This window comes from Candidatus Pantoea soli (assembly GCF_007833795.1).
GTDB classification, from domain to species: Bacteria; Pseudomonadota; Gammaproteobacteria; order Enterobacterales; family Enterobacteriaceae; genus Pantoea; species Pantoea soli.
Genome location: NZ_CP032703.1, coordinates 180445 through 204928 on the forward strand (window position 1 = coordinate 180445; position 24484 = coordinate 204928).

Here is a 24484-nt window from a genome sequence, read left to right on the forward strand (position 1 = left end):
AATACCGCGCCAGAGGCGCAGCCTTTACTGCGGTGCGGCGCAAAGCAATGCGCGTGAAATCACCGCGTCCGGCATCATCTGTCTGATGCCCTGTTCCAGCATATCACCCGCCTGTTGCAGCGCCTCTGCCGGCATCGCCGGTAAGCGCTCCAGCACGAACCACATCTGCGGCTGTCCGGTGCTCAGGCGGGTGCGCACGCCCTGACGCCAGTTCCAGCGGCGACAGGTCACACCGGCGTCATCCCGCCAGATCACTTCGCCGGCTTCCGGCGATTCCAGACTGACTTCGCCCGCTTTCATGGTGTCAAAAACCTCGCTGCCGCTGGCGCGCGTCAGGCGCGGCTGGCCGACGTAAGCGGCGATGTTTTCGCCCCCGACCGGCACAGCAAAACGGATGCTGACGGCATTGTAAAGATCGACAATTGGATCCATTGACGGCAGGCTGCCGTCGCGCGCGACCCGTTTACGCAGCGCTTCCGCAGAGCAGGGGGTGCGTTTGGGTTTCGCCCCAAAGCGGCAAAATACCTCTGCCCACGCCGCCAGATGCGCTTCGGCCCACGGAAAATCCTGCTGCTGCAGAGCCGCACAGGCCTGCGCCAGAGCATCCCGCCCTGTCTCCGGGTGCCGGACCGGCGCGGCCTGCACCTGCAAACTTAGCGCGCTGAAGCCGGGGGCGAGGTCGAAAATGCAGGCGTCAATTGACGGCGAAAACTGTTCCATTACATAATCCTGTATTGACCATTTCAGAGCATAATAGTGACCGATGAAGTCCAAAGTCAATAAATTGACCGAATCAGTATCTGATATTGACCGTGTAAGCCGCGCGGTTTCGCTCAGCATAAAAACGCACCGTAAACAGCAGAAACTGTCGCTGGATGAACTGTCGCGTCGCGCCGGCGTCAGTAAAGGCATGCTGGTAGAGATAGAAAAAGGCAGTGCCAATCCCAGTATTGCTATTCTCTGCAAGGTAGCTGCGGCACTGGGGCTTTCAGTGGCCGAGATCGTCAATATCAGCGACGATCCGCCGGCATACCGGATTGATCCTGCGGCTATGCCGGTGCTGTGGCAGGGCGAAAAGGGTGGCACGGCACGTCTGCTGGCTGGTACGCGCGGCCCGGATATGATTGAGCTGTGGCGCTGGGAAATGCACCCTGGTGAAAGTTTTGCCTCTGCGGGACACCCGCAGCGCACCTGGGAGTTGCTGCATGTGGAGCAGGGCGAACTGACCCTGACCATAGCGGAGCAAAGTCTACAGGTGCCGCAGGGCAGTGCCGCCGTGGCACGAACCGCAGCACCGCACGGCTATGCCAACCGCACCTCGCAGCTGCTGGTGTTTACGATGACAGTGGCAGAAATGCACAGCCACTGACGCCGCGCAGCGAAACTCAGCGTTTGGCCACCTGTTCTGTGTGCTGACGCGTTTTATCACCGGCTGCGGCCAGTTCGCGGTTAAACTGCTTCACCAGTACCGCAAAGGTCTCTTCCGCTTTAATGCGATAGAGCTGCTCAGAAGGATGGATACAATCAGGTGACATCAGCGACTGCCACGCGGGCATTTGCAGGATGCGTTGGTACTGATGCGCCAGCGGTACCGCTTCGGCTTTGGCCAGCGCATCCAGTTTTGTTACATAGGGGGCCACGTTCCATTTTTCCGCGCGACCGCAAATCGGATGCGGCTCCTGTAAAATCACCTGCTTCCCTTCTTCGCGCGCAATGGTGATTAACTGCGTCATAACCTGCGTATATTTTTCCGGGCTGACCTGATAATTCTGTTCGATATCGCGGAAATGGTAATGGCGCGCATCGTTGGTGGCAAAATTAAGCAGAATAATTTTTGCCGGTGATGTCTGCATCTCTTCGCGCCAGCTTTTATTCTTTTTATAAAAATATTTTGGATTAAGCAGGTCCATTGCCTGGGCTGAGGATGCACCTTTATTCACTACGCGAATTCCGCTGCCATATTTATCTGCCAGCCAGTTGTTAATCAGAGCAATCTCATTGTCTTTAATATAGATGGCGTGGAGTTTGCCATTTTCCCGCACCGCCATTGCGCCACGCGTACTCGAACCTCCATAGGCTTCAATAATAAATTCATTGTCCGGCTGGGTTATTTCAGCCAGGGCGCTTTGCTGCACGAGCAGGGCTGAAATCAGCGCACCGGCAATAGGGATCGGGAGTCGATACATGACAAAATTCCACCTTTTGACACTTAAGGTTACAGAGTAAACGCGGGATAAACCGTCGAAATGTCACCTTATCAGCTGCGGCGAGGGTGTAACAATCCGAAAGCATGGACGGTGACGAAGAATCAGGTTAAATCTTAAGCATAAGTTATAAAGTATTTATATAACAATAAATTATAGTGGGTTTCTCTGGTATAAACTGGCGCACACGGGCGTGTATGTCTCCAGGCTACAGCGTGATCCATAATGGTTGCTGCAGGTTATCTTCGCGCTTCGTTAACATCTGCTTACCGCTGTAATTAACGATAAGCGACACCTTACTGGCTGAATTCAGGCAGGAATATCGGCTGTAAGTCGGATACGAAGCGGCAGAAAGACCACGATTCATCAGTGTGTTAACAGCGTTTAGCCCGGCTACAGTGTCAGGCTGACTGCATGGTTACATTCTTTACACTATGGCGAAATTCCTAATAATTTCTAAACAGAATGTATACAGATTTTTCTGGTGTTACCATCTGCGCTGTCTGACCTATTCTCGGGTAACAATTCATTTCAGGGTATGCAGCGTGAAAACACATTCCTTTTTGTCCAGCCGTAATATCGGCCTGGATTTGTTACGTGCCGGCCTGATTCTGGAGGGGGTGTTATTACATGCCTCCCGAAGCCTGCCCGGCGAAAATGGCTGGTATTATGTGGCCCAGCGCGACCCCTCGGAGATATTTACGGCCTTGCTAAGTATGTTTCATACTTTCCGCATGGAAGTTTTCTTCTTTCTTTCTGGCATGTTCTCCGCACTGATTATTCTGCGGAAAGGGCAAAAGTTCTTTTCGGATAATCGTCTGAAGCGCGTATTTATTCCGCTGGTCTCCGCGTGGCTGTTTATTCCACCGCTGATGTATTTTATTGCCGGGCAAATGAACCAGACGCCTTATACCTTTGCCGGCTGGCTGAACAGCTATACCATGCTGCATCACCTGTGGTTTCTGGTTTCGCTGAGCGTAATGTCGCTGGCTATTCCGCCAGGCTTCTATCAGTGGAGCGCCCGCCAGCTGGGGAAAATGTCGCTCCCGGCCCTGATCGCCACCCTGGTGATCCTCGGCAACGCCTGTTTCGTGCTGAAGTTCATGGTAAAAGGACGCGGGGAGTTAGTTGAACTGATTCCGATCACCCTGCGCTTTCTGGTCTATTACACCGCGGGTTACGCGCTGTACATCAACCGCGAGAAGATTGCCCATTACACCCGCAGCAAGCTGATGAACGGCTGGCTGGTGGGGGCGCTGACGCTGGCCGTCTGGGCCGCCTGCTATTACGTCGCGCACAATCACATTACCGGCGTCGCCAAATATATCTCGGTGATGATGGGCAGCGTGCTGTCGGCGATGCTCTCTTACTGGCTGGTATTTACCTTTGAACGCATTCAGGTGAAAGAGAACCGTGTGCTGACAGCGATTGTCGACTCTGCGCTGATCATCTATCTGTTGCACTATCCGGTCGTCATCAGCTTCTCCTGGCTGCTGGATGTCTGGCTGCCGGATAATTTCTCGGTGCTGTATGTGCTGTTTGATTTTGCCGTCGGGATTGCGTTGAGCGGGCTGTGTTACATGCTGGTAAAACGTTCACGCCTCGCCTCGTTTATGTTTGGCCTCAAGCCAAAAGATAAAAAGCCCGCGGTACCGGTTGAAGCACGACTGTAACGCTGCGCCACGCCACTGCCCGTTTGTCGGGCAGTGTTTTTTTATCCGCCGTCTGCCGGCAGGGACGCACCCGCAAATTTGACTTATCACCCTGGTAAAGCATCGCCTTCCTGTCTACACCTAAATCGTCCTTGTTCTCTGCTTTATCGCTGCTGATCGACCTTCGCCCGATCTGGCTGCCACTGACACAGGCCGGGCTCATTTATCGCGGCCAGAGGCGCACTCTGGCACCTTAGGGAGTAAATGATGAAACAGCCGAAATTTGCGCGTTCTGCGCTTGCGCTTGCGCTGCTTGCCAGTGCGTCTTTGCCGCTTACGGCTCAGGCGTGGGAGAGTCTGACGGTGTTTGGCGATAGCCTGAGCGACGGCGGCAATGTGGGCCGCTATACCTGGGATGGCGCACAGCACCCGCTTTACGATGAAATTCTGGCCGCGCATCTCGGCCAGACGCTGCGCGCCTCTTCAGCCGGCGGCAGTAACTATGCTCAGGGCGGCGGCGTCACCGTGCCACAGCTCGATCCGCAACTGAATACGCAGGATCAGCTGGCGGGCTATCTGCAGTCTACCGGCGGCCGCGCCGATCCGAACGGGCTGTATATCCACTGGGTCGGGGCGAACGATGTGGCCGCCGCCGCGGTGGTGTCGCTACTGAGCCCACAAACGGCGCGCGGCATCGTCAGCAACAGCGCCGCTGCGGCCGTCTCACAAATCAACACGCTGTTGCAGGCCGGTGCCGGCGCGGTGATTGTGCCCAACGTTCCGCAGCTGGGTTCCACGCCTCTGCTGGTAGAGACCGTTCTGCTTACGCTGGGGCCCACCGCCACGCAGGCCGCTTTTCAGGTGCTGGACCGGGCCAGCACGCCCGACAACGCCGCGCGGCAGCAGGCGGTGCAGGCTGCCCTGACTGAAGCAGCCGCACAGGTGACCGGCAGTACGCTGGCGCGTGACGTGCTGGCGCAGCAGCTGTATCAAACCTGGCAAACACTAAGCGGGCAGGTTACGGCGCTGTCGGAGGGGTACAATCAGCAGGAGGAAGCGGGCCTGGTGGCGCTGAACGGCAATATTGTCCGCGCAGATATTGCCGGGCTGCTGAATGAAGTGATTGCCGATCCCCAACGCTATGGTCTCAGCAATACTATTGGCATGGCGTGTCCGGTCGGCACATCTGCCGCCGCCTGCCGTTCAGACCAGGCGGGCTTCTCTGACGCGCAAAACTATCTGTTTGCTGACCGCCTGCATCCCAGCCCGGCGGTACACGCGATGATCGCTGATTACATTCAGTCTATCCTCGACGCACCGGCACAGGTCGCCGCGCTGGCGTACGCGCCGTTGTCGCTGGCGCAGGATACACGTAATACGCTGGACGGGCATTTGCAACAGCAGCGGCAGCAGCCGGTCAGCGCCGGTAAAGTCAGCGTGTTTGGCGGGTATGCCGGACAACACCTCAGCTATCAGGGCAACAGCCTGCGTAACGGCGATGCGAACAGCGCGAACCTGACGCTGGGCCTCGGTTATCAAGTGACGGATAGCTGGCAGACCGGCTTGCTGCTCGCCACCAGCGATCAGCGGCAGTCGCCGTCTTCCCGCTATGATTACAAGCTGCGCGGCAATCTGCTGGCGCTGTACAGCCAGCTGGCGGTGCAGGATGGCGGCTGGATCAATGCCGATCTGCACTATGCCGATCTCGATTTCGACAGCATTGAGCGCAAAATTACTATTGGCCCGGCCACGCGCATTGAACAGGGCAGCACCGGCGGCAAGCTGCTGGGGCTGAAGGTGGCGAGCGGCTGGGATATTCCGCTGGGAACGCATCTCACCACCGGGCCGGTGGCCAGCTATGCGCTGGACTATGTACGTGCAGGGGGTTACAGCGAAAACGGCGACAGCAGCACGGCGATGCGCTTTTCCGATCAGACGCTGCATTCACAGGTCGGCGAACTGGGCTGGCGCATCGATACCCGCGACTGGCCGGTCAACCCGTGGGCGCAGGTAAGCTATAACCATCAGTTTGGTGATAGCGACAATACGCTACGCGGCGGGCTCAAATCCACCCGGACTTCGTTTGCCCGCACCGGTGGCGAAGGCGATAAAAACTGGCTGACAATGTCCGCCGGTGCCAGCGTACCGCTGGCGCAGACGGTCAGCGCCTTCGCCGGCGTCACTGCCAGCGGCGGCAACAGCGATTATCATCAGGTCAGCTGGAACCTCGGGTTAAACGCCACCTTTTAGTTCCCGTTCCCGTGCCGTCAGCAGCCCGATGCCGCTGACGGCAAAAGCGTAAACAATATCCCGCGTTTTCCCTCAGTTTATTCATTTGTGCCGCTTATTTTCCGCAAAAGTTTCACCGCCTGCAGCGATGCAGAAGGCGCCGCGCTGGACGAGAAACCGGTGGTGGCCTTTGAACAGCGCTGGGTGGGCAACCCGTCGGTGGGGTTTGGCTATAACGATGACAAAGAACTGCTGCTGCGCGGCCCCTTTTTTGAGCGGGCAGAGCAGGATGCCGCCGGAAAATGGATCACCCGGCGCTTTCTGAAAGTGCGCGTCAATGGCACGCCGCGCAGTATTGAACTGCTCGATCCGGATAACCCGCGTGAGTCAGCGCCGGCTGCGCCCCCTTCTGACAGCGCAGCCGGCAATGCGGCGTTATCCGCCTGCGTGGCCCCAGCGCTGCTGCAGGTAGCTCACCGCCTCCTGCGTCTGCGGCTGGTTCAGGTAGCCTTCCCGGAACAAAATGGTGCCGCTGATCTGCGGCAGCGCGTCATTGAGATCCAGCTGTTTTTTCAGCTCCGGCACGCCGCCCTGAATGGCCCAGTCCGGCTCGCTTTTTGACGGCTCACCCACTTTGTACAGCGCCACGCCTATGTACAGGCGCACAGGCGTTGGCCGCACGACATCGGCCCACCAGCGGGCCAGCACATCGTAGCGCGCCGCCTGACGGGCAAACGGCCAGTAAAGCTGGGGCGCGATGTAATCCAGCAGCCCCATCTGCACCCAGCGTCGGGTATCGGCATAGGCTTCGTCATAAGCGGCGGCACCGCGCGTATCGGAACCGGCCGGATCGTGCGACAGGTTACGCCAGACGCCGGCAGGGCTGACGCCAAATGCGACCTCGGGCCGGATCTGTTTAATGGTGCGTGATACCTGTTCAATCAGCAGTTGCGTATTATGACGGCGCCAGTCGGCTTTACTGGCAAAACCCTGCCCGTAGTGCCGGAAAGTGGCGTTGTCATCGAGCGCCGAGCGGGCGGTTTCCGTGTAAAAGTAGTCGTCGAACTGCACGCCATCGACCTGATAGTGTGAAACCACTTCCGCCACGATGCTGGTGATCCAGTCACGCGCGTCCGGAATGCCCGGATCCAGCACAAAGCGATCGCTGGCGGTGCGGATCCAGTCACGGTGCAGCACATACACGCTGGCCGGGTGCAGCGTCAGCGTGTTGCTGAGTTCCCTGACGGTGCCCGGTTTGATGTTCGTGGAGACGCGATAAGGATTGAACCAGGCATGCACTTTCATGCCGCGGCGGTGCGCTTCATCCAGCATAAACTGCAGCGGATCGTAACCGGGATCGTCGCCGATGCGGCCAGTCAGCGTATCGGACCAGGGCAGGATTTTTGAGCGCCACAGCGCGGTGCCGTCGGGCTTAACCTGGAAAAACACCGTATTGATGCCCAGGCGCTTCAGATTATCGAGTTTTTCCGTCAGCGCCTGCTGCTGCTGACGGATGCGGCTGGCCGGACTGGCCGTCACCGAGGCGACCGGCGGCCAGTCAAGCCGTGACACGGTGGTAAGCCAGACGCCGCGCACCGACTCTGCGCCAGACGGCAACGCAGGCTTTACCGGCGGCGGCGTGACGGTGGGGAGCGGCGTCACCAGGGATTTCGGCGGTGTGGTGGCACAACTGACCAGCAGCAGGGCGCTGGCGGCAAGCAAAAACGCTTTTTTGCCACGCAGCAGTGCGGAAAAACGCTGTGAACAGGCTATGATAAACTCCCTTTCTGACAACCCACTGTTCAAAGACGTTCATTCTCGTATCATGCGTTTGAAAGTCAATCCGAAAGCGCGGCCCAGAGCGGACGCGAACACGCTTTATTCAGGAACCCTGTCACTATGCAATATGAAGATCTCTATCGCCGCATCGCCCAAATCATTTTCAGCTGCGGACCGGAAGGCGCGCAGGCACTGATGGTGCAGGCGGAACTGCCCGCTGATGAAGAGGGCGGCGAATATCAGTTTAACTACCTGGATGAGCAGGGCGAGCCGGACTGGTTTGAACCGGATGTGCAGGCCATTGGCGACCTGACGATGGCGCTGAAAGAGTTTCAGCAATACTTTATCGATCACGACCTGACCGAAGGCAAACCGGTATGGACGCACTGCGCCATCGTAATCAACGTCGCGGAAGAGTCGATCAGCATTGACGTGCAGTAACGCGGGGCATCCCTGCCCGCGGGAATCAGGAACGGACAGCCACCATCCTGGCGCTTTTGCGCGCGGCGCGCTTGCGCTGCACAATCTGACTGGCCATCAGCACCAGCACCGTTAACAGCCCGGTAGCGATGATTTCAGAGCGATGCTGCTGATTGAACAGCATGGAGGTCAGCACGCCGATAATGAACACGATCGTCGCCCAGGTGAGGCCGGGAAACAGCCACATGCGGTAGGTGAGCGTCTCGCCGCGCGCTTCGCGTTTTTTGCGTAACACCAGATGTGAAGCAGCGATCACCAGGTACACCAGCAGCGCAATGGCACCGGAACTTGCCAGCAGGAACTCAAATACCGCGCTGGGCGCCAGGTAGTTGGCAATCACCGCCAGAAACGCTGCCGCAGTAGAGAACAGCACCGCTACCCACGGCGTGCCGCTGCGCGTGGTGCGGGACACCACCGCCGGTGCATCCTGACGACGGGACAGCGAGTAAATCATGCGGGAAGCGGTATAGAGTGCCGAATTGAGACAGCTGCAAACCGCAATCAACACCACCACATCCACAATCTGTCGGGCATAGGGCACGTTCATCATTTCCATGGCTGTCTGATAGGAGCCATTTTTCATCAGCGATGGCGTGTTCCACGGCACCAGCGCGATCACCAGGAAGATGGACAGCAGATAAAACAGGGCGATGCGCCAGATCACGGAGTTAGTGGCCTGGGTAATCTGTTTGCGCGGTTCGCTGGATTCGGCAGCGGCAATGGTCACAATCTCCGTTCCCATGAACGAGAACATGGTAGTGAGAATCGCGGCCAGCACCGCGCTGATACCATTCGGCATAAACCCTTGCGTGTCATAGAGATGTGAAATGCCGTGCGTGCTGCTGCCCGGCATCAATCCTAATACCGCCAGACTGCCGGCGACCAGGAAAGCGACGATCGCGACCACTTTCAGCAGGGCAAACCAGAACTCAAATTCACCGTAATTTTTGACGCTGAACAGATTACTGAGGGTGAGAAAGGCGGTGATCGCCAGTGTATATACCCAGACGTCAATCTGCGGGAACCAGGCGTGCAGAATGGTGCCGGCGGCGTTGGCCTCCAGCGGAATCACCAGCACCCAGAACCACCAGTAGAGCCAGCCGATGGTAAAACCCGCCCAGCGGCCGAGCGATTTGTCGGCGTAGGTTGAAAAGGAGCCGGAATCCGGCGAAGCCACGGCCATTTCTGCCAGCATGCGCATGATCAGGACCACCAGGGCGCCGGCAGCAATATACGCCAGCAAGACGGCCGGACCCGCTTCTGCAATGGCATGGCCGGACCCGACAAACAGACCCGCGCCAATCACGCCCGCTATTGAGAGCATGCGCACGTGGCGCGGTTTGAGGCTTTGTGCCAGTACATCGGCATTCTGAGCAGTCATTATCTATTCTCCAGAACGTCTCTCAGGCAGCGCAGAACGCAACCCGGTGTGAAAGGGGAAACCTGCCTGCATCGCACACAGGCAGGTGCGCCGTGACCTTAACTGCGCGGCTGATTCAACAGGCTGCCCAGGATGTCGAGCGCCTGACGGAACTGCGCATCAGGAATGGTGAGCGGATAGAGGAAGCGGATGACGTTACCCTGCGGGCCGCAGGTCAGCAGCAGTAAACCGCGTTGCATGGCCTGCTGCTGCAGCTGCGTCGCGGTTTGCGCATCGGCAAATTCAACAGCCACCATAGAGCCGAGGGCGCGCACATCGGTAATCGCCGCATAGGTGGTACGGGCGCTGTGCAGCAGTTCCGTCAGCTGCGCCCCCAGCTGCAGGGCGCGTTCGCACAGCTGCTCTTCGTCGATCACATCCAGCACCGCATGTGCGGCGGCAATCGACAGCGGGTTACCGGCGTAGGTGCCACCGAGGCCGCCCGGGCCGGGCGCATCCATGATCTCAGCACGACCGCTCACGGCGGAAAGCGGCATGCCGCCTGCCAGGCTTTTGGCCATGGTGATCAGGTCAGGCTTCACCGCAAAGTGTTCCATCGCAAACAGCTTACCGGTGCGGGCAAAACCACTCTGCACTTCGTCGGCGATCAGCAGAATGCCGTGCTGATCGGCCAGCGCGCGCAGACGCTGCAGGAAGTCAGGCGGAGCAATATGGAAACCGCCTTCGCCCTGTACCGGTTCGAGCACAATAGCGGCCACATCCTGCGGCGCGATATCCTGGGTGAAAATATCGTGCAGGCTGGCGAGGGCATCATCCGTGCTGATACCGGTGACGCCGTTCGGATAGCGGGCGTGAAACACGGAAGCGGGCATCGGGCCAAAGTCACGCTTATAGGGGGCCACTTTACCGGTCATCGCCATGGTCATGAAGGTGCGACCGTGGAAGGCGTTGCCGAAGGTAATGATGCCGTGACGGCGGGTAGCCGCACGTGCCACTTTAACGGCGTTTTCTACCGCTTCAGCGCCGGTAGTGAAGAACGCGGTTTTTGCTTTACCGGCAATGGGCACCCGCTTGTTGATACGTTCGGCCAGCGCCACGTAGCTTTCATACGGCGTAACCTGAAACGCGGTATGGGTAAACTTCGCTAACTGATCGGTAATCGCCTGCACAATGCGCGGATGGCGATGGCCGGTGTTCAGCACCGCAATGCCGCCCGCGAAATCAATCCAGCTATTGCCTTCAACGTCGCGCAGGGTCGCGTTTTCTGCCTGATCGACATACCACTGACACAGGTTGCCGGTACCGCGTGGCAGGGCGTCATCTTTACGTTGTTGCAGCTGGCTGTTTTTACCTTCCATAACCTTTCCTTAGCGATAAGCGTCTTTACAAAACACGACAAACACGCTTATTTATGCCTGCACTACGGTATGTTGTAAGAGCCAATTTCACGGAAAAGGATGGAGCCAATTGCGGAGTTTATACGCCGATCATGTATTGGAGCGGATGCAGTTTGTCACGGAAGGAACCCTGCAGCAGCGTCTGCTGCACTGTATGCAGGGGGCGATTGCGGAGGGCATTTTTCCGCGCGGATCGCGTCTGCCTGCCACGCGCGATCTGGCGCGCGAGTTGTCGGTCTCGCGGAATACGGTACTTACCGTTTATGAACATCTGATGTCACAGGGATATGTCATGGCACGCACCGGCAGCGGCACCTGGATTGCCGAGACGCTGCCTGACAGCTGCCTGCACAGTCCGCGCAGTACCGTCGTCAGTGAGCCCACCGTCAGTAAGCCGGCCGCGCTCTCCAAACGGGGTGCCACGCTGCTGGGACATGCCAACGCTTCGCCTTATCAGTGGGGCGCGTTTGTGCCCGGTGCGCCGGATGTACGTCAGTTTCCGCATAAGCTTTTCAGCCAGATTCAGTCGCGGCTGAACCGGGAGCCGGATATAGAGCGGCTGATATACAGCAGCAACGGCGGCTGTCCGCAGCTGCGTCAGGCGCTGGCAGAGTACCTCAGCGTGGCCCGTTCCGTGCGTGCCGACGCCAGCCAAATCATCATTACGGAAGGGGTGCATCAGGCGGTCGATCTGGTGACGCGCGTATTATGTGACGCGGGCGATACCGTCTGGATTGAAGAACCGGGCTACTGGGGCACGCGCAATCTGCTGCGCATCAACGGGCTGAAAATCCAGGCCAAAGCGGTCGATGAGCAGGGCATCATCCCGGATTTACCGCCGCGCAGCAAAGCGCCGAAGATGATATTTGTGACACCGTCACACCAGTATCCGCTGGGTGTGCACCTGAGCCTGGAACGGCGCAGGCAACTGCTGGATTTAGCCAGACGGCACAAATGCTGGCTGGTGGAGGATGATTATGACAGCGAGTTTCGTTTCTCCGGCCAGCCGTTCCCTTCGCTGCAGGGGTTTGAACCGGATGCGCCGGTCATTTACATGGGGACGTTCAGCAAGACCCTTTATCCGGCGCTGCGACTGGGCTACCTGGTGGTGCCGGCATCGCTTGCGCAGCCGCTGCGCGTTGCCGCGGCAGAACTTTACCGTGGCGGGCATCTGCTGATTCAGCGCGCGCTGGCGGAGTTTATCCAGAAAGGGCACTACATGGCACACATCCGGCGCATGCGTAAGCTGTACAGCCAGCGTCGTCGCTTTATGACCGGTTTGATTGAGCGCTATCTGGGAGCCGCGTTTATGCCAGCCTTCAGCCATGAGGCCGGACTGCATCTGGTGCTGAATCTGCCGGCGGGCTGTGACGATGTGGCGATTGCGGCGCTGGCGCTGCGGCGCGGCGTGAAGGTACGACCGCTTTCGCAGTACTACATGCATCCACAGGAGCGGCGCGGTTTGCTGCTGGGCTACGCCTGCGTGGATGAGCGGCAGTGTCAGGATGCCTTTGGCATTCTGAAGGCTTGTCTCAGCGACGCGCTGGGGATCATCAGGCCGGAGATCTGAACCCGCAGTGTGCTGCAATACCGGGACGCGCAGGGAGGGATGCCGATGGCTGTTGCCGCAACCTTCCCTGGCGTGGCACACGGCGCAGATAAGGCGATGATACAGGCGCGGAGCGCCCCGCCTGCGATAGCGCAGCAGCGGCGGTGGCGCATGCCGGTAAATCAGGCCTTCTCACCGATGCTGTTCAGCCGCGCCACAACATCGGGCGACAGCGTCAGCTGTGCACTGGCCAGATTCTCGCGCAGATGGTCCGGCGAAGAGGTGCCCGGAATCAGCAGAATATTCGGTGAGCGCTGCAGCAGCCAGGCCAGCGCCACCTGCAGCGTTGTTGCCTTCAGCTCCTGCGCCACCTGGCTGAGCTGTTCGGACTGCAACGGCGAAAAGCCTCCCAGCGGGAAAAAGGGCACATAGGGAATCTGCTGGTCAGCCAGCGCGTCGATCAGCGCCTCATCTTTGCGATTGGCCAGATTGAAGAGGTTCTGCACGCAGGCAACCGGCGTCATTTTCTGCGCGTCGGCCACCTGCTGCGCCGTCACGTTGCTCAGCCCGATGTGACGAATTAATCCGCGCTCTTTTAACCGGATTAACGCCTCCAGCTGCGGCGCCAGTGAACCCTCTTTCGGCCCATGCACGCTGAGCATGGAACGCAGGTTCACCACGTCCAGCACCTCCAGCCCAAGATTGCGCAGGTTATCCTCAACGGCGCGGGTCAATTCCTCCGGCGTAAAGGCGGAGAGCCAGTTGCCTTTCTCATCGCGCCGCGCGCCCACTTTGGTCACCAGCACCAGATCCTGCGGATAAGGGTGGAGCGCTTTCCGGATGAGCTGGTTGGTAATGTGCGGCCCGTAAAAATCGCTGGTATCAATGTGATTTACGCCAGCCGCAACCGCATCGCGCAGCACCTGAAGGGCGCGCGCTTCGTCTTTAGGCGGGCCAAACACGCCGGGACCGGCTAACTGCATGGCGCCATAACCGAGGCGCGAAACCTGGCGATCGCCAAGCGGGTATGTCATGGCAGAGTGGGACATGGTGCGCTCCTTACTGGGGATGTAATTAGATTGTAATCGCCCTTTGACTGTGCAACTATCCGCTGAAATCAGTACAGACTGTACGGGGAGGCGCACAATGGCGCTGGACATTGCCCTGCTGCATGCCGTGGTAGCGGTTGCCAGAGCAGGCGGGTTTCGTGAGGCTGCGCGCATGACCGGCAGCAACCCTTCACGCTTAAGCGATGCCGTGCGCCGCGCAGAGCAGCAGCTTGGGGTCAGACTGTTTAACCGCACGACCCGCACGGTGGTACTGACGGAAGCCGGCAGGGTGCTGATGGCGCGCCTGTTGCCGGCAATGAACGAAGTGGATGCCGCGCTGGATGCGCTGAACAGCTTCCGCACTACGCCAGGCGGTACGCTGCGGCTGAATGTGCCGGTCAGTGCCGCACGGCTGATACTGCCCGCTATTGTGCCGGGGTTTTTGCAGCGCTATCCGGATATCCGGCTGGAGATTGTGGCGGAAAGCAACGTGCAGGATATTTTCCGCGACAGCTGTGACGCCGGCATTCGCTATGACGATCATCTGGAGCAGGATAGCGTGGCACTGCCGATTGGGCCGCGCGTGCAGCGCTTTGCTGCCGCCGCTGCGCCAGCCTACCTGGCAGAATATGGCGTGCCGCGGCACCCGCGGGATTTGATGCAGCACCGCTGCCTGCATGGCCGCTACGCCACCGGCGTGCTGGCTGAATGGGAGTTTACGCGCGGCGCAGAAAGCGTGCGCCTGCAGCCGCAGGGGCCGTTGATATGCAGCATCGGCGCGGCGATGGATCTCACGGTTTCAGCCGCGATAGCCGGCGCGGGGGTGGTTTATCTGTTTGAAGAGTGGTTAAAACCGGCGCTGCAGAGCGGCGCACTACAGCCGCTGCTGACCGAATGGTGGCACAGCTTTTCCGGCCTGTGGCTCTATTACAATGATCGGCGGCTGATCCCCGCACCGCTGCAGGCGTTTCTGGACTATATCCGCGAGCGTAACGCTGCACATAGCGACGGAATCGCATAAAAAAAGCCGGAGGCGGTTTCCCGCTTCCGGCTTCTCTGTACTGACGATAAATCAGGCGTTAAGCAGCTGATTCGCCGTTTTTTCCACCAGCGCCAGCAGCGTTTTCACATCGTCCAGCGTGACGGTCGGGTTAAGCAGCGTCAGTTTCAGGCAGGTGACGCCTTCGCTCTCGGTCACGCCCACGTTGGCGCGACCCGATTCCAGCAGAGCATCGCCAATACGCTGGTTAAACAGCGCAACCTGAGCGATATCGCTCATGTGCTCCGGACGATAGCGGAACAGCACGCTTGCCAGCTGAGGCTGCATCACCAGCTCCAGACGCGGCTCGTCCGCAACAAAGCGGGCCACTTCCTGTGCCAGGCTCACGCCATGATCGATGATCGCGGCGTACTGTTTCTGACCCAGCGCTTCCAGACCCATCCACAGTTTCAGCGCATCGAAACGGCGCGTGGTCTGCAGTGATTTGGACACCAGGTTTGGCACGCCAGCTTCTTCATCGAACTCCGAGTTCAGATAAGCCGCCTGATAGCGCATCAGCTCATAGTGACGCGCATCTTTCAGCAGAAACGCACCGCAGCTGATGGTCTGGAAAAACTGTTTATGGAAATCCAGCGTCACGGAATCCACCAGCTCCAGGCCATCAAGGTAATCACGGTATTTCTCTGACAGCAGCAGCGCACCGCCCCAGGCTGCATCAACATGCACCCAGATGTTGTGTTCGGCTGCGATGCCCGCGATTTCGCGCAGGGGATCGATGGCGCCGGCGTCGGTTGTCCCGGCGGTTGCCACGATCGCCAGGATCTGCTCACCGTTGGCTTTGGCCTGCGCCAGTTTGGCTTTCAGGTCATTAACATCCATACGCGCAAAGCGATCGGATTTCACCTGCACCACAGACTGATAGCCGTGGCCAAGCAGCGCCATGTTCTTTTGCACTGAGAAGTGCGCATTTTCAGAACACAGCACTTTGATCTTACGCAGATCGCCGGTGATGCCATCCTGCTGCACAGAATGCCCCTCACGGGCATAAAACGCATCGCGTGCCAGCATCAGGCCCATCAGGTTGCTCTGCGTGCCGCCGCTGGTGAAGACCCCGGCATCGCCCGCCGGATAACCCACCTGCGCGCGCAGCCATTCAATCAGTTTGATTTCAATAATGGTGGCTGACGGGCTCTGATCCCACGAATCCATGCTCTGGTTAGTGGCGTTGATCAGCACTTCTGCCGCCTGGCTGACCACCAGACTTGGACAATGCAGGTGTGCCACACACTGCGGGTGATGCACCGCCAGGCTGTCTTTCAGGAAATATTCAATCGCACGTTCAATCGCGGCCTGGTTGCCCAGGCCGTCTGGATTGAAGTCGAGCGTGATACGCTCGCGCAGTTCGGCAACGGTTTTGCCCTGATACATTTCAGGCTGTTGCAGCCACTGCACAACCGCGGCGCTGCTCTGGGCAATCGCCTGCTGGTACGCCTCAATGCTCTTTGCAGAGGCGGCCAGAATCGGGTTTACTTCAGACATTTACTCTTCCAGTCAAACAGGTTTCACGCCTGCGCCAATCAGCGCCTGCTCAAATTTATCCAGGAACACCGCCAGCTCTTCATTGCTGATCAGCAGTGATGGCAGCAGACGCAGCACCGCACCGTGACGGCCACCGCGCTCCAGGATCAGACCTGCTTCAAAACATTTTTTCTGCAGCAGGGCAGAGAGCTCGCCATCAGCTGGCAGGCTGCCCATGTGGTCCGCAGGCTGATCCGGCTTGACGATCTCAATACCGATCATCATGCCCAGACCGCGCACGTGGCCAATCACCGGGAAGCGCTTCGCCATCTCGTTCAGCTGCGCTTTCAGCCACTCACCCTGTTCAGCCACTTTACCGGCGATGTTCTGCTCGGTCAGGACTTTCAGCGTGGCCAGACCGGTGGCCATGGCCAGCTGGTTACCGCGGAAGGTACCGGTGTGGTGACCCGGTGACCAGGCATCAAATTCCTTCTTAATACCCAGCACCGCCAGTGGCAGACCGCCACCCACAGCTTTAGACATCACAATGATGTCCGGCTCAATGCCGGCGTGCTCGAAGGCAAAGAATTTACCGGTACGGGCAAAGCCAGCCTGCACTTCATCCAGGATCAGCAGAATGCCGTGCTCTTCAGTGACTTTACGGATACGCTGCAGCCACTCAGCCGGCGCCGGGTTCACGCCGCCTTCGCCCTGAACGGCTTCGAGGATCACGGCAGCCGGTTTACGGACGCCGCTTTCCACGTCGTTGATCAGGTTTTCAAAATAGTAGGTCAGCGCTTTCACGCCGGCTTCACCGCCGAGACCCAGCGGGCAACGGTACTGATGCGGATACGGCATAAACTGCACTTCCGGCATCATGCCGTTAACGGCTTCTTTTGGCGACAGGTTGCCGGTAACCGCCAGCGCGCCGTGCGTCATGCCGTGATAACCGCCAGAGAAGCTGATTACGCCGCTGCGGCCGGTGACTTTCTTCGCCAGCTTCAGCGCGGCTTCCACAGCATCAGCGCCGGACGGACCGGTAAACTGCAGGCAGTACTCTTTACCCTGGCCTGGCAGCAGCGAGAGCAGGGATTCAGAGAACTGATCTTTCAGTGGTGTCGTTAAATCCAGAGTATGTAACGGCAAGCCGCTGGTAATGACATTTTGGATGCTCTGCAGAACATCAGGATGGTTATGACCAAGTGCCAGCGTCCCTGCGCCAGCCAGACAGTCAAGATATTGCTTATTCTCAACATCCGTAATCCACACGCCGCTGGCTTTGGCAATCGCTAAAGGCAACTTGCGCGGGTAACTCCTGACGTTAGATTCAAACTCAGCCTGACGGGCTAAGAATGCGTCGTTGTTTCCGTTGAATGAGTTGGCACCAAAAGTATCAATACGGACTTTATCCGTCATCATATCTCTCCTTCAACCGGGGCTCGCAGTGGCTGGCCGATTGACTAATTGAACAAAAAAGTATCAGTGGCTTAAAAAACGGGGCCAATATAGAGCCTTTTGATGCACATCACAATGATTAATTGTGTTTGGAAATGTGTAATTTTTTCATATATGAATCAGGGCGTTGGACAGAAACTGGCCGCTTTTTTTCCCACGTTCTGTAAACGCGCATTAAATAATCGAGTGAATAAAGACACTTATACCGGCCAGCGACAGCCACGGACCAAACGCCAGCGGCTGATTTTGTGCCCGGGACCAGCGTAATCGGGCAATAAAAACGGCCAGCAGCGCGGCGCTGCAGGCGAGAAAAAGCACTGCGGGTAAAGCTGATGCCCCCAGCCAGGCTCCCAGCGCGGCCAGCAGTTTCGCATCACCACCGCCAAGTCCGGGATAGCCGCGCAGAAAGGCATACACGGTGGCCAGTAGCCGAAGAGAGCCATAGCCGGCTGCTGCACCCAGTACTGCCTCATCCAGCGTGACCGGCAGCCCGTGCAGCACATTGATCAGCAGACCCAGCCACAGCAGCGGCAGGGTAATCGCATCCGGCAACAGCAGATGTTCGATATCGATCAGCGAGAGGGCCAGCAGCGCCCAGCTCAGCAGCAGGGCGGCGGCTAATCGTTCAGCAGGCAGCAGCCAGGTCAGGGCCAGAGTGATCAGCAGGGTCGCGAGTTCCGTCAGCGGGTAGCGCACGCTGATACGGTGCCGGCAGGCACGACAGCGGCCGCGCAGCCTCAGCCAGCTGAGCAGGGGAATCAGATCGCTGGCGCGCAGCGCAGAGAAACAGTGGGGACACCGTGAACCGGGCCGCCACAGGGTGACATTGTTGTGTGGATCAGCGAGCTGCTGTGGCAGACGGCACACCACCACGTTAATAAAGCTGCCCACCGCCAGCGCAATGAGGCTGACACTTATCCATCCTGCAATCTCCATCTCGCCTCCTGTCTGCTGCACAGGCGCACTCTACGCCGCAGGCGTCAGCGCAGCGAGCAGAAAATCCGTATTGCAGGCAGTTGCAGTCGGTTTTCAGAGCGGGCTCCGGCACTGTGCCGGAAGAGGCAGCGCATGAGGAGGGCAGGCCGGAGAAGATCAGGCCTGCTGTTTAAACATCTGGATCGCACTTTGTACGTTGCTGGTGGGAAGCGACATCAGACACTCATCGTTGAGATAGACGTCATACTGGCCACTATTGTAGCGAAACACGTAAAGCTGCCCGCGGAAGCGCAATCCTTTGGTTTTTACCCCAATGTGATGACGCCGCAGCGCAGCCTGGGAAAGTCGGTCAATCGCGGTTCTCATCATCTGCCTCCATCCGGACACTATCCAGCCGCAGAGTAGGGACTCAAGATTAGGATAACCTTAAGAAAGGTGCAGGTTAATTTTAGCGCCTCATTAGCCGTTTTGCATTTTTGCTGTTTGCTGCAAGTTAACCCCACAAAGCCATCTTTTCGCCGCTGTTTCTCCCTCTTTCTTTTTAACCGCCCTCTGAAAGTACAAGCGCAGCGGCTTCTTCTACCAAACCTAAACAACTCAGAAAAAAGCCAGACAGCCATGCGGCCATTTAATGTTGGGTTAAGTTTCAGGGCGTATCTTGTTTCTCCTGACGATAAATTATTTTCGCTAATGTTTTTAAGGGTGCTTGTTATTTTTTAGCGCTTTGTGCTATCAAATAGATGGAGATTATTTTTCGATTAAACAAAGCGTTATCGCTTTGCTTTATGTGATCTGGATCAGGTAACACAGTGGCGCCTTCTGTGGCAGTTTTTTTACAGCTTCAAAGATTAAGGTAACTTTATGAGTTTTCTTCCATTCTCGCGTCCGTCACTGGGCGAGGAAGAGTTGGCCGCGGTGAAAGCGGTGTTTGAATCGGGCTGGATTACCACAGGTCCGCAGAATGCGGCACTGGAAGAGGCGTTTTGCCAGCTAACCGGCAATCAGCATGCGATTGCAGTGAGTTCCGCCACCGCCGGTATGCACGTCACGCTGCTGGCGCTTGGCCTGCAGCCGGGCGATGAGGTGATTACCCCTTCGCTGACCTGGGTCTCCACGCTGAATATCATCACGCTACTGGGCGCGACCCCGGTGATGGTTGATATCGATCGCGATACGCTGATGGTGACCGCCGCGCAGATTGAAGCTGCGATTACGCCGCGGACCCGCGCCATCATTCCGGTGCACTACGCCGGCGCCCCGGTTGATCTGGACGCCATCCGCGCCGTCGGCGAACGCCACGGCATTCCGGTTATCGAAGACGCGGCCCATGCCGCAGGCTGCTATTACCGGGGAGAGCACGTTGGCAACCGCGGCACCGCGATTTTCTCCTTCCATGCCATTAAGAACATGACCTGTGCGGAAGGTGGCCTGATTGTGACGGATGATGCCGCACTGGCCGATCGCATGCGCAGCCTGAAATTTCACGGCCTTGGGGTGGACGCGTATGACCGTCACACCCATGGACGTAAGCCGCAGGCAGAAGTTATCTCGCCGGGGTTTAAATACAACCTGCCAGACATCAGTGCAGCGATTGCGCTGGTGCAGCTGAAGAAGCTGCCTGCCATCAATGCGCGCCGCGCGGCGATTGCCCAACGCTACCTGAACGAGCTGGCGGATACGCCCTTTCTGCCGCTCACGTCGCCTGCATGGCCGCACCAGCACGCCTGGCATCTGTTTATCATCCGCGTCGATGAAGCGCGCTGTGGCATCAGCCGCGACGGGCTGATGGAAGCATTGAAAGCGCAGGACATCGGCACCGGCCTGCACTTCCGCGCCGCGCATACGCACAAATATTACCGTGAGCGCTATCCACACCTTTCCCTGCCGGAGACCGAATGGAACAGCGATCGTATCTGCTCCATTCCACTGTTCCCGGATATGCACGACGACGATGTCACCCGCGTCATCAGTGCCCTGCGCGACATCGCTGGAGTCTGACATGCTGGAAGAGAAACCCATCCGTAAAGTTTCCGTTGTTATCCCGGTGTATAACGAAGAAGAGAGCCTGCCCGAGCTGGTGCGCCGTACTGATGCCGCCTGCAGCACGCTGGGGCTGGAGTATGAAATTCTGCTGGTCGACGACGGCAGCGCTGACCGTTCCGCACAGATGATCACCGATGCCGCAGATATGCCCGGCAGCCATGTGGTCGGCGTGCTGCTGAACCGTAACTACGGTCAGCACTCCGCAATCATGGCCGGATTCAGCCACGTCAGCGGCGATTTGATCATTACGCTGGATGCCGATCTGCAAAACCCGCCGGAAGAGATTCCTAATCTGGTGCGGGCGGCGCAGGAAGGCTACGACGTTGTCGGCACCGTGCGCCAGAACCGTCAGGACAGCTGGTTCCGCCGCCGCGCGTCACGCGCCATCAACCATCTGATCCAGCGCGTAACCGGTAAAGCGATGGGTGATTACGGCTGCATGCTGCGCGCTTATCGCCGCCATATTGTTGATGCCATGCTTAACTGCCACGAGCGCAGCACCTTTATTCCGATTCTGGCCAATACCTTTGCGCGTCGCACCATCGAACTGCCGGTGACGCACGCCGAGCGTGAGTTTGGCGATTCGAAATACAGCTTCATGAAGCTGATTAACCTGATGTATGACCTGGTTACCTGTCTGACCACCACGCCACTGCGTTTGCTGAGTATCGTCGGCAGCCTGATCGCACTGGCGGGATTTGCCTTTTCGCTGATCCTGATTGTGCTGCGGCTGTTCCTCGGGCCCGACTGGGCCGGTGACGGCGTCTTTATGCTGTTTGCCGTACTGTTTATTTTTGTCGGTGCGCAGTTCATCGGCATGGGGCTGCTTGGCGAGTATATCGGCCGTATTTATAACGATGTCCGCGCCCGCCCGCGCTACTTCATTCAACGTGTTATCCATCCGCAGCAAGATGCGCCTTCTGTACAGGAAATTAAGCAATGAAAACGATCGTCTTCGCCTACGCCGAAATGGGCTGTGCAGGTATTACTGCGCTCATCAATGCCGGCTATGAAATCAGCGCCATCTTTACCCATGCGGATACTTCGCCGGAAAGCCACGCGTTTCCGTCCGTGGCACGCCTGGCGGCAGAACAGGGCATCCCGGTGTACGCCCCGGAAGACGCCAGTCATCCACTGTGGGTAGATCGCATCAAATCCATGCAGCCTGATTTCATTTTCTCTTTCTATTACCGTGCGTTACTCAGCGACGCCATTCTGAACACCGCCCGCGTCGGGGCGTTTAACCTGCACGGCTCGCTGCTGCCTAAATATCGCGGTCGCGCCCCGCTGAACTGGGTGCTGGTAAATGGGGAAACCGAAACCGGCGTTACGCTACATCGCATGATCAAACGCGCCGACGCCGGTGACATTGTGGCACAGCAGCGCGTCGCCATTGACGAGCAGGATAACGCCCTGACGCTGCACCGTAAGCTGGTGGCCTGCGCCACGCTGCTGCTGGAAGGCGCCCTGCCGGCGATGAAACGCGGCGAAATTGCCGCCACGCCGCAAAATGACAGCGAAGCCACGGTGGTGGGACGCCGTACGCCGGAAGACGGGCGGATTAACTGGGAACTGCCGGCGAAAAGTGTGAACAACCTGGTGCGTGCCGTAACCGATCCCTGGCCGGGCGCTTTTGCCTTTGCCGGTACGGTGAAGTTCACCGTGTGGAAAGGGCGCGTCCACAGCGATACGGCTGCGGCAAAACCTGGCACCGTGCTGTCCGTTGAGCCCTTCCTTATCGCCTGCGGCGAAGGGGCGCTGGAAGTGGTCACCGGTCAGAGCGACAACGGTGTTTACATGAACGGCAGCCAGCTGGCACAGAGCCTGGGTATGGTGCCAGGCGCGCTGCTCTATTCTCAGCCGGTGGCCGCGGTAAAACGCCGCACGCGCGTGCTGATTCTGGGCGTCAACGGTTTTATCGGTAACCACCTGACCGAGCGTCTGTTGCAGGATGACAACTTTGAAGTGTACGGCCTGGATATCGGCTCTGACGCGATCAGCCGCTTCCTCGACCAGCCGCGTTTCCACTTTGTGGAAGGCGATATCAGCATCCACTCTGAGTGGATTGAGTATCACATCAAAAAATGTGATGTGGTGCTGCCGCTGGTGGCGATCGCCACGCCAATCGAGTACACCCGCAATCCGCTGCGCGTGTTTGAGCTCGATTTTGAAGAGAACCTGAAAATTATCCGTGATTGCGTGAAATACAAAAAGCGCATCATCTTCCCGTCAACGTCCGAAGTGTACGGTATGTGTACCGACAAGCATTTCGATGAAGATCACTCTAATCTGGTGGTCGGGCCGATCAACAAACAGCGCTGGATTTATTCCGTTTCCAAACAGCTGCTGGACCGGGTGATCTGGGCTTACGGTGAAAAAGAGGGCCTGCGCTTTACGCTGTTCCGTCCGTTTAACTGGATGGGCCCGCGCCTGGATAACCTCAACGCGGCACGCATTGGCAGCTCACGCGCCATTACGCAGCTGATTCTGAATCTGGTGGAGGGTTCGCCGATCAAGCTGATTGACGGCGGTGCGCAGAAGCGTTGTTTTACCGATATTCGTGACGGCATTGAAGCGCTGTTCCGGATTATTGAGAACAAAAACAACAACTGCGACGGGCAGATCGTTAACATCGGCAACCCGGAAAACGAAGCCAGTATTAAAGAGCTGGCCGAGCACCTGCTGGCCAGCTTTGAGCGCCATCCGCTGCGCGATCGCTTCCCGCCGTTTGCCGGCTTCCGCGAAGTCGAAAGCAGCAGTTACTACGGCAAAGGGTATCAGGACGTGGAGCACCGCAAGCCGTCGATAAAAAATGCCCGTCGCCTGCTCGACTGGACGCCAACCGTTGCGATGGATACCACGATTGATAACACGCTGGATTTCTTCCTGCGCACGGTTGAACTGCAGGAAAAGCCATGAAGCGAGTGGGTTTGCGCGTTGACGTAGACACCTGGCGCGGGACAAAGCTTGGCGTGCCCGCGCTGCTGGAGCAGTTCAGTCTGCATCAGCTGCAGGCCAGCTTCTTTTTCAGCGTCGGGCCGGACAACATGGGGCGCCATTTATGGCGCCTGCTTAAACCGCGTTTCCTGTGGAAGATGCTGCGTTCACGTGCCGCATCGCTGTATGGCTGGGATATTTTACTGGCAGGCACCGCCTGGCCCGGCAAAGAAATTGGCCGCGGTCTGGCTGATATGATCCGGGCTACGGCCGATCATCACGAGGTCGGACTGCATGCCTGGGATCATTTCGCCTGGCAAACCTGGGCTGGCGTCTGGTCAGCAGACAAACTACATGAGCAGATTGCCCGGGGCAAATCCGCGCTGGAAGCGATTATCGGTGACAACGTCACCTGTTCGGCGGTGGCCGGCTGGCGCGCTGACGGGCGCGTGGTCAAGGCCAAACAGGCGTTTGGCTTCCGCTACAACAGTGACTGCCGCGGCACCGGCCCCTTTATTCCACTGCTGCCTGATGGCTCGCAGGGCACGGTGCAGATTCCGGTCACGCTGCCAACCTGGGACGAAGTGGTCGGGCAATCAGTCAGCGCCGAAGGATTTAACGATTTCATTCTCGAACAAATGCTCGCGGCCAGCGGCACCCCGGTCTATACCATCCATGCTGAAGTGGAAGGTATTGTCGGGTCGCAGGCATTTGGCGAGCTGCTGGTGCGCGCAGAACAGCAGGGAATTCGTTTCTGCCCGCTCAGTGAATTACTGCCGGACGATCTCAGCACGCTGCCCGTCGGAAACGTGGTGCGCGGCCACATCGCCGGACGAGAAGGCTGGCTGGGCTGCCAGCAATAACCTTACAGGAAC

General features: G+C 58.2%; 20 protein-coding genes. 10 read left to right on the top strand and 10 right to left on the bottom strand.

Annotated elements, in window-relative coordinates; translation table 11 throughout:
• Positions 1–24 precede the first annotated feature (24 nt).
• Positions 25–720: a B3/B4 domain-containing protein gene (locus tag D8B20_RS18235; RefSeq protein ID WP_145890954.1), complete on the bottom strand. Its 696-nt coding sequence runs from the start codon at positions 718–720 to the stop codon at positions 25–27.
• Positions 721–763: 43 nt separating this feature from the next.
• On the opposite strand from D8B20_RS18235, the gene D8B20_RS18240 reads away from it, so the two are divergent.
• The gene (locus D8B20_RS18240; RefSeq protein WP_145890956.1) at positions 764–1369 is read left to right on the top strand and encodes a helix-turn-helix domain-containing protein; all 606 of its coding nucleotides are present in this window, start codon (positions 764–766) and stop codon (positions 1367–1369) included.
• Between the two features lie 16 nt (positions 1370–1385).
• Here the strand turns inward: D8B20_RS18240 and D8B20_RS18245 are convergent, their stop codons facing one another.
• A complete protein-coding gene (locus tag D8B20_RS18245; protein ID WP_145890958.1) occupies positions 1386–2186 on the bottom strand; it encodes an SGNH/GDSL hydrolase family protein in 801 nt (266 codons plus the stop codon).
• 563 nt (positions 2187–2749) lie between these two features.
• On the opposite strand from D8B20_RS18245, the gene D8B20_RS18250 reads away from it, so the two are divergent.
• Together D8B20_RS18250 and D8B20_RS18255 are read left to right on the top strand one after the other, a co-directional pair.
• On the top strand, positions 2750–3877 hold the full coding sequence (locus tag D8B20_RS18250) for an acyltransferase family protein (protein ID WP_145890960.1): 1128 nt from the start codon (positions 2750–2752) through the stop codon (positions 3875–3877).
• A 246-nt stretch (positions 3878–4123) separates the two neighbouring features.
• Positions 4124–6106: an autotransporter outer membrane beta-barrel domain-containing protein gene (locus D8B20_RS18255; protein ID WP_145891622.1), complete on the top strand. Its 1983-nt coding sequence runs from the start codon at positions 4124–4126 to the stop codon at positions 6104–6106.
• 414 nt (positions 6107–6520) lie between these two features.
• On the opposite strand, the gene D8B20_RS18260 is transcribed toward D8B20_RS18255, so the two are convergent.
• The gene (locus D8B20_RS18260) at positions 6521–7858 is read right to left on the bottom strand and encodes a glycoside hydrolase family 10-like protein (RefSeq protein ID WP_370664140.1); all 1338 of its coding nucleotides are present in this window, start codon (positions 7856–7858) and stop codon (positions 6521–6523) included.
• A gap of 126 nt (positions 7859–7984) precedes the next feature.
• On the opposite strand from D8B20_RS18260, the gene D8B20_RS18265 reads away from it, so the two are divergent.
• Positions 7985–8305, top strand: coding sequence for a hypothetical protein (locus tag D8B20_RS18265; protein ID WP_145890964.1), 321 nt, complete (start codon positions 7985–7987; stop codon positions 8303–8305).
• 25 nt (positions 8306–8330) lie between these two features.
• On the opposite strand, the gene gabP is transcribed toward D8B20_RS18265, so the two are convergent.
• Together gabP and gabT are read right to left on the bottom strand one after the other, a co-directional pair.
• Entirely contained in the window at positions 8331–9725 is a 1395-nt protein-coding gene (gene gabP / locus D8B20_RS18270; RefSeq protein WP_145890966.1) for a GABA permease, read from the bottom strand.
• Positions 9726–9823: 98 nt separating this feature from the next.
• On the bottom strand, positions 9824–11083 hold the full coding sequence (gene gabT, locus D8B20_RS18275; protein ID WP_145890968.1) for a 4-aminobutyrate--2-oxoglutarate transaminase: 1260 nt from the start codon (positions 11081–11083) through the stop codon (positions 9824–9826).
• A gap of 109 nt (positions 11084–11192) precedes the next feature.
• On the opposite strand from gabT, the gene pdxR reads away from it, so the two are divergent.
• Positions 11193–12692, top strand: coding sequence for a MocR-like pyridoxine biosynthesis transcription factor PdxR (gene pdxR, locus D8B20_RS18280; RefSeq protein ID WP_186454461.1), 1500 nt, complete (start codon positions 11193–11195; stop codon positions 12690–12692).
• A gap of 161 nt (positions 12693–12853) precedes the next feature.
• Here the strand turns inward: pdxR and D8B20_RS18285 are convergent, their stop codons facing one another.
• Positions 12854–13720: an aldo/keto reductase family oxidoreductase gene (locus tag D8B20_RS18285; RefSeq protein WP_145890970.1), complete on the bottom strand. Its 867-nt coding sequence runs from the start codon at positions 13718–13720 to the stop codon at positions 12854–12856.
• 97 nt (positions 13721–13817) lie between these two features.
• On the opposite strand from D8B20_RS18285, the gene D8B20_RS18290 reads away from it, so the two are divergent.
• The gene (locus D8B20_RS18290) at positions 13818–14741 is read left to right on the top strand and encodes a LysR substrate-binding domain-containing protein (RefSeq protein WP_145890972.1); all 924 of its coding nucleotides are present in this window, start codon (positions 13818–13820) and stop codon (positions 14739–14741) included.
• A 51-nt stretch (positions 14742–14792) separates the two neighbouring features.
• On the opposite strand, the gene D8B20_RS18295 is transcribed toward D8B20_RS18290, so the two are convergent.
• The 4 genes from D8B20_RS18295 to D8B20_RS18310 form a co-directional block, all read right to left on the bottom strand.
• A complete protein-coding gene (locus D8B20_RS18295; RefSeq protein ID WP_145890974.1) occupies positions 14793–16259 on the bottom strand; it encodes a pyridoxal phosphate-dependent decarboxylase family protein in 1467 nt (488 codons plus the stop codon).
• Between the two features lie 12 nt (positions 16260–16271).
• Positions 16272–17657: a diaminobutyrate--2-oxoglutarate transaminase gene (locus tag D8B20_RS18300; RefSeq protein WP_145890976.1), complete on the bottom strand. Its 1386-nt coding sequence runs from the start codon at positions 17655–17657 to the stop codon at positions 16272–16274.
• 210 nt (positions 17658–17867) lie between these two features.
• On the bottom strand, positions 17868–18629 hold the full coding sequence (locus D8B20_RS18305) for a prepilin peptidase (RefSeq protein ID WP_145890978.1): 762 nt from the start codon (positions 18627–18629) through the stop codon (positions 17868–17870).
• Between the two features lie 156 nt (positions 18630–18785).
• Entirely contained in the window at positions 18786–18998 is a 213-nt protein-coding gene (locus tag D8B20_RS18310) for a hypothetical protein (protein WP_261388115.1), read from the bottom strand.
• A 492-nt stretch (positions 18999–19490) separates the two neighbouring features.
• Here D8B20_RS18310 and arnB point away from each other — a divergent pair, with 492 nt between their 5' ends.
• The 4 genes from arnB to arnD are packed head-to-tail and all read left to right on the top strand — an operon-like array spanning position 19491 to position 24472.
• A complete protein-coding gene (gene arnB, locus D8B20_RS18315) occupies positions 19491–20627 on the top strand; it encodes a UDP-4-amino-4-deoxy-L-arabinose aminotransferase (protein ID WP_145890980.1) in 1137 nt (378 codons plus the stop codon).
• Between the two features lies 1 nt (position 20628).
• Positions 20629–21615, top strand: a complete 987-nt coding sequence (arnC, locus tag D8B20_RS18320; RefSeq protein ID WP_145890982.1) for an undecaprenyl-phosphate 4-deoxy-4-formamido-L-arabinose transferase — start codon at positions 20629–20631, stop codon at positions 21613–21615.
• The gene (gene arnA / locus D8B20_RS18325; protein ID WP_145890984.1) at positions 21612–23591 is read left to right on the top strand and encodes a bifunctional UDP-4-amino-4-deoxy-L-arabinose formyltransferase/UDP-glucuronic acid oxidase ArnA; all 1980 of its coding nucleotides are present in this window, start codon (positions 21612–21614) and stop codon (positions 23589–23591) included. The genes arnC and arnA overlap by 4 nt, the downstream gene beginning before the upstream one ends.
• Complete coding sequence (gene arnD, locus D8B20_RS18330; RefSeq protein ID WP_145890986.1) at positions 23588–24472, top strand: 4-deoxy-4-formamido-L-arabinose-phosphoundecaprenol deformylase; 885 nt, start codon at positions 23588–23590, stop codon at positions 24470–24472. Before arnA ends, arnD begins: the two co-directional genes overlap by 4 nt.
• The last annotated feature ends 12 nt before the right edge of the window (positions 24473–24484 follow it).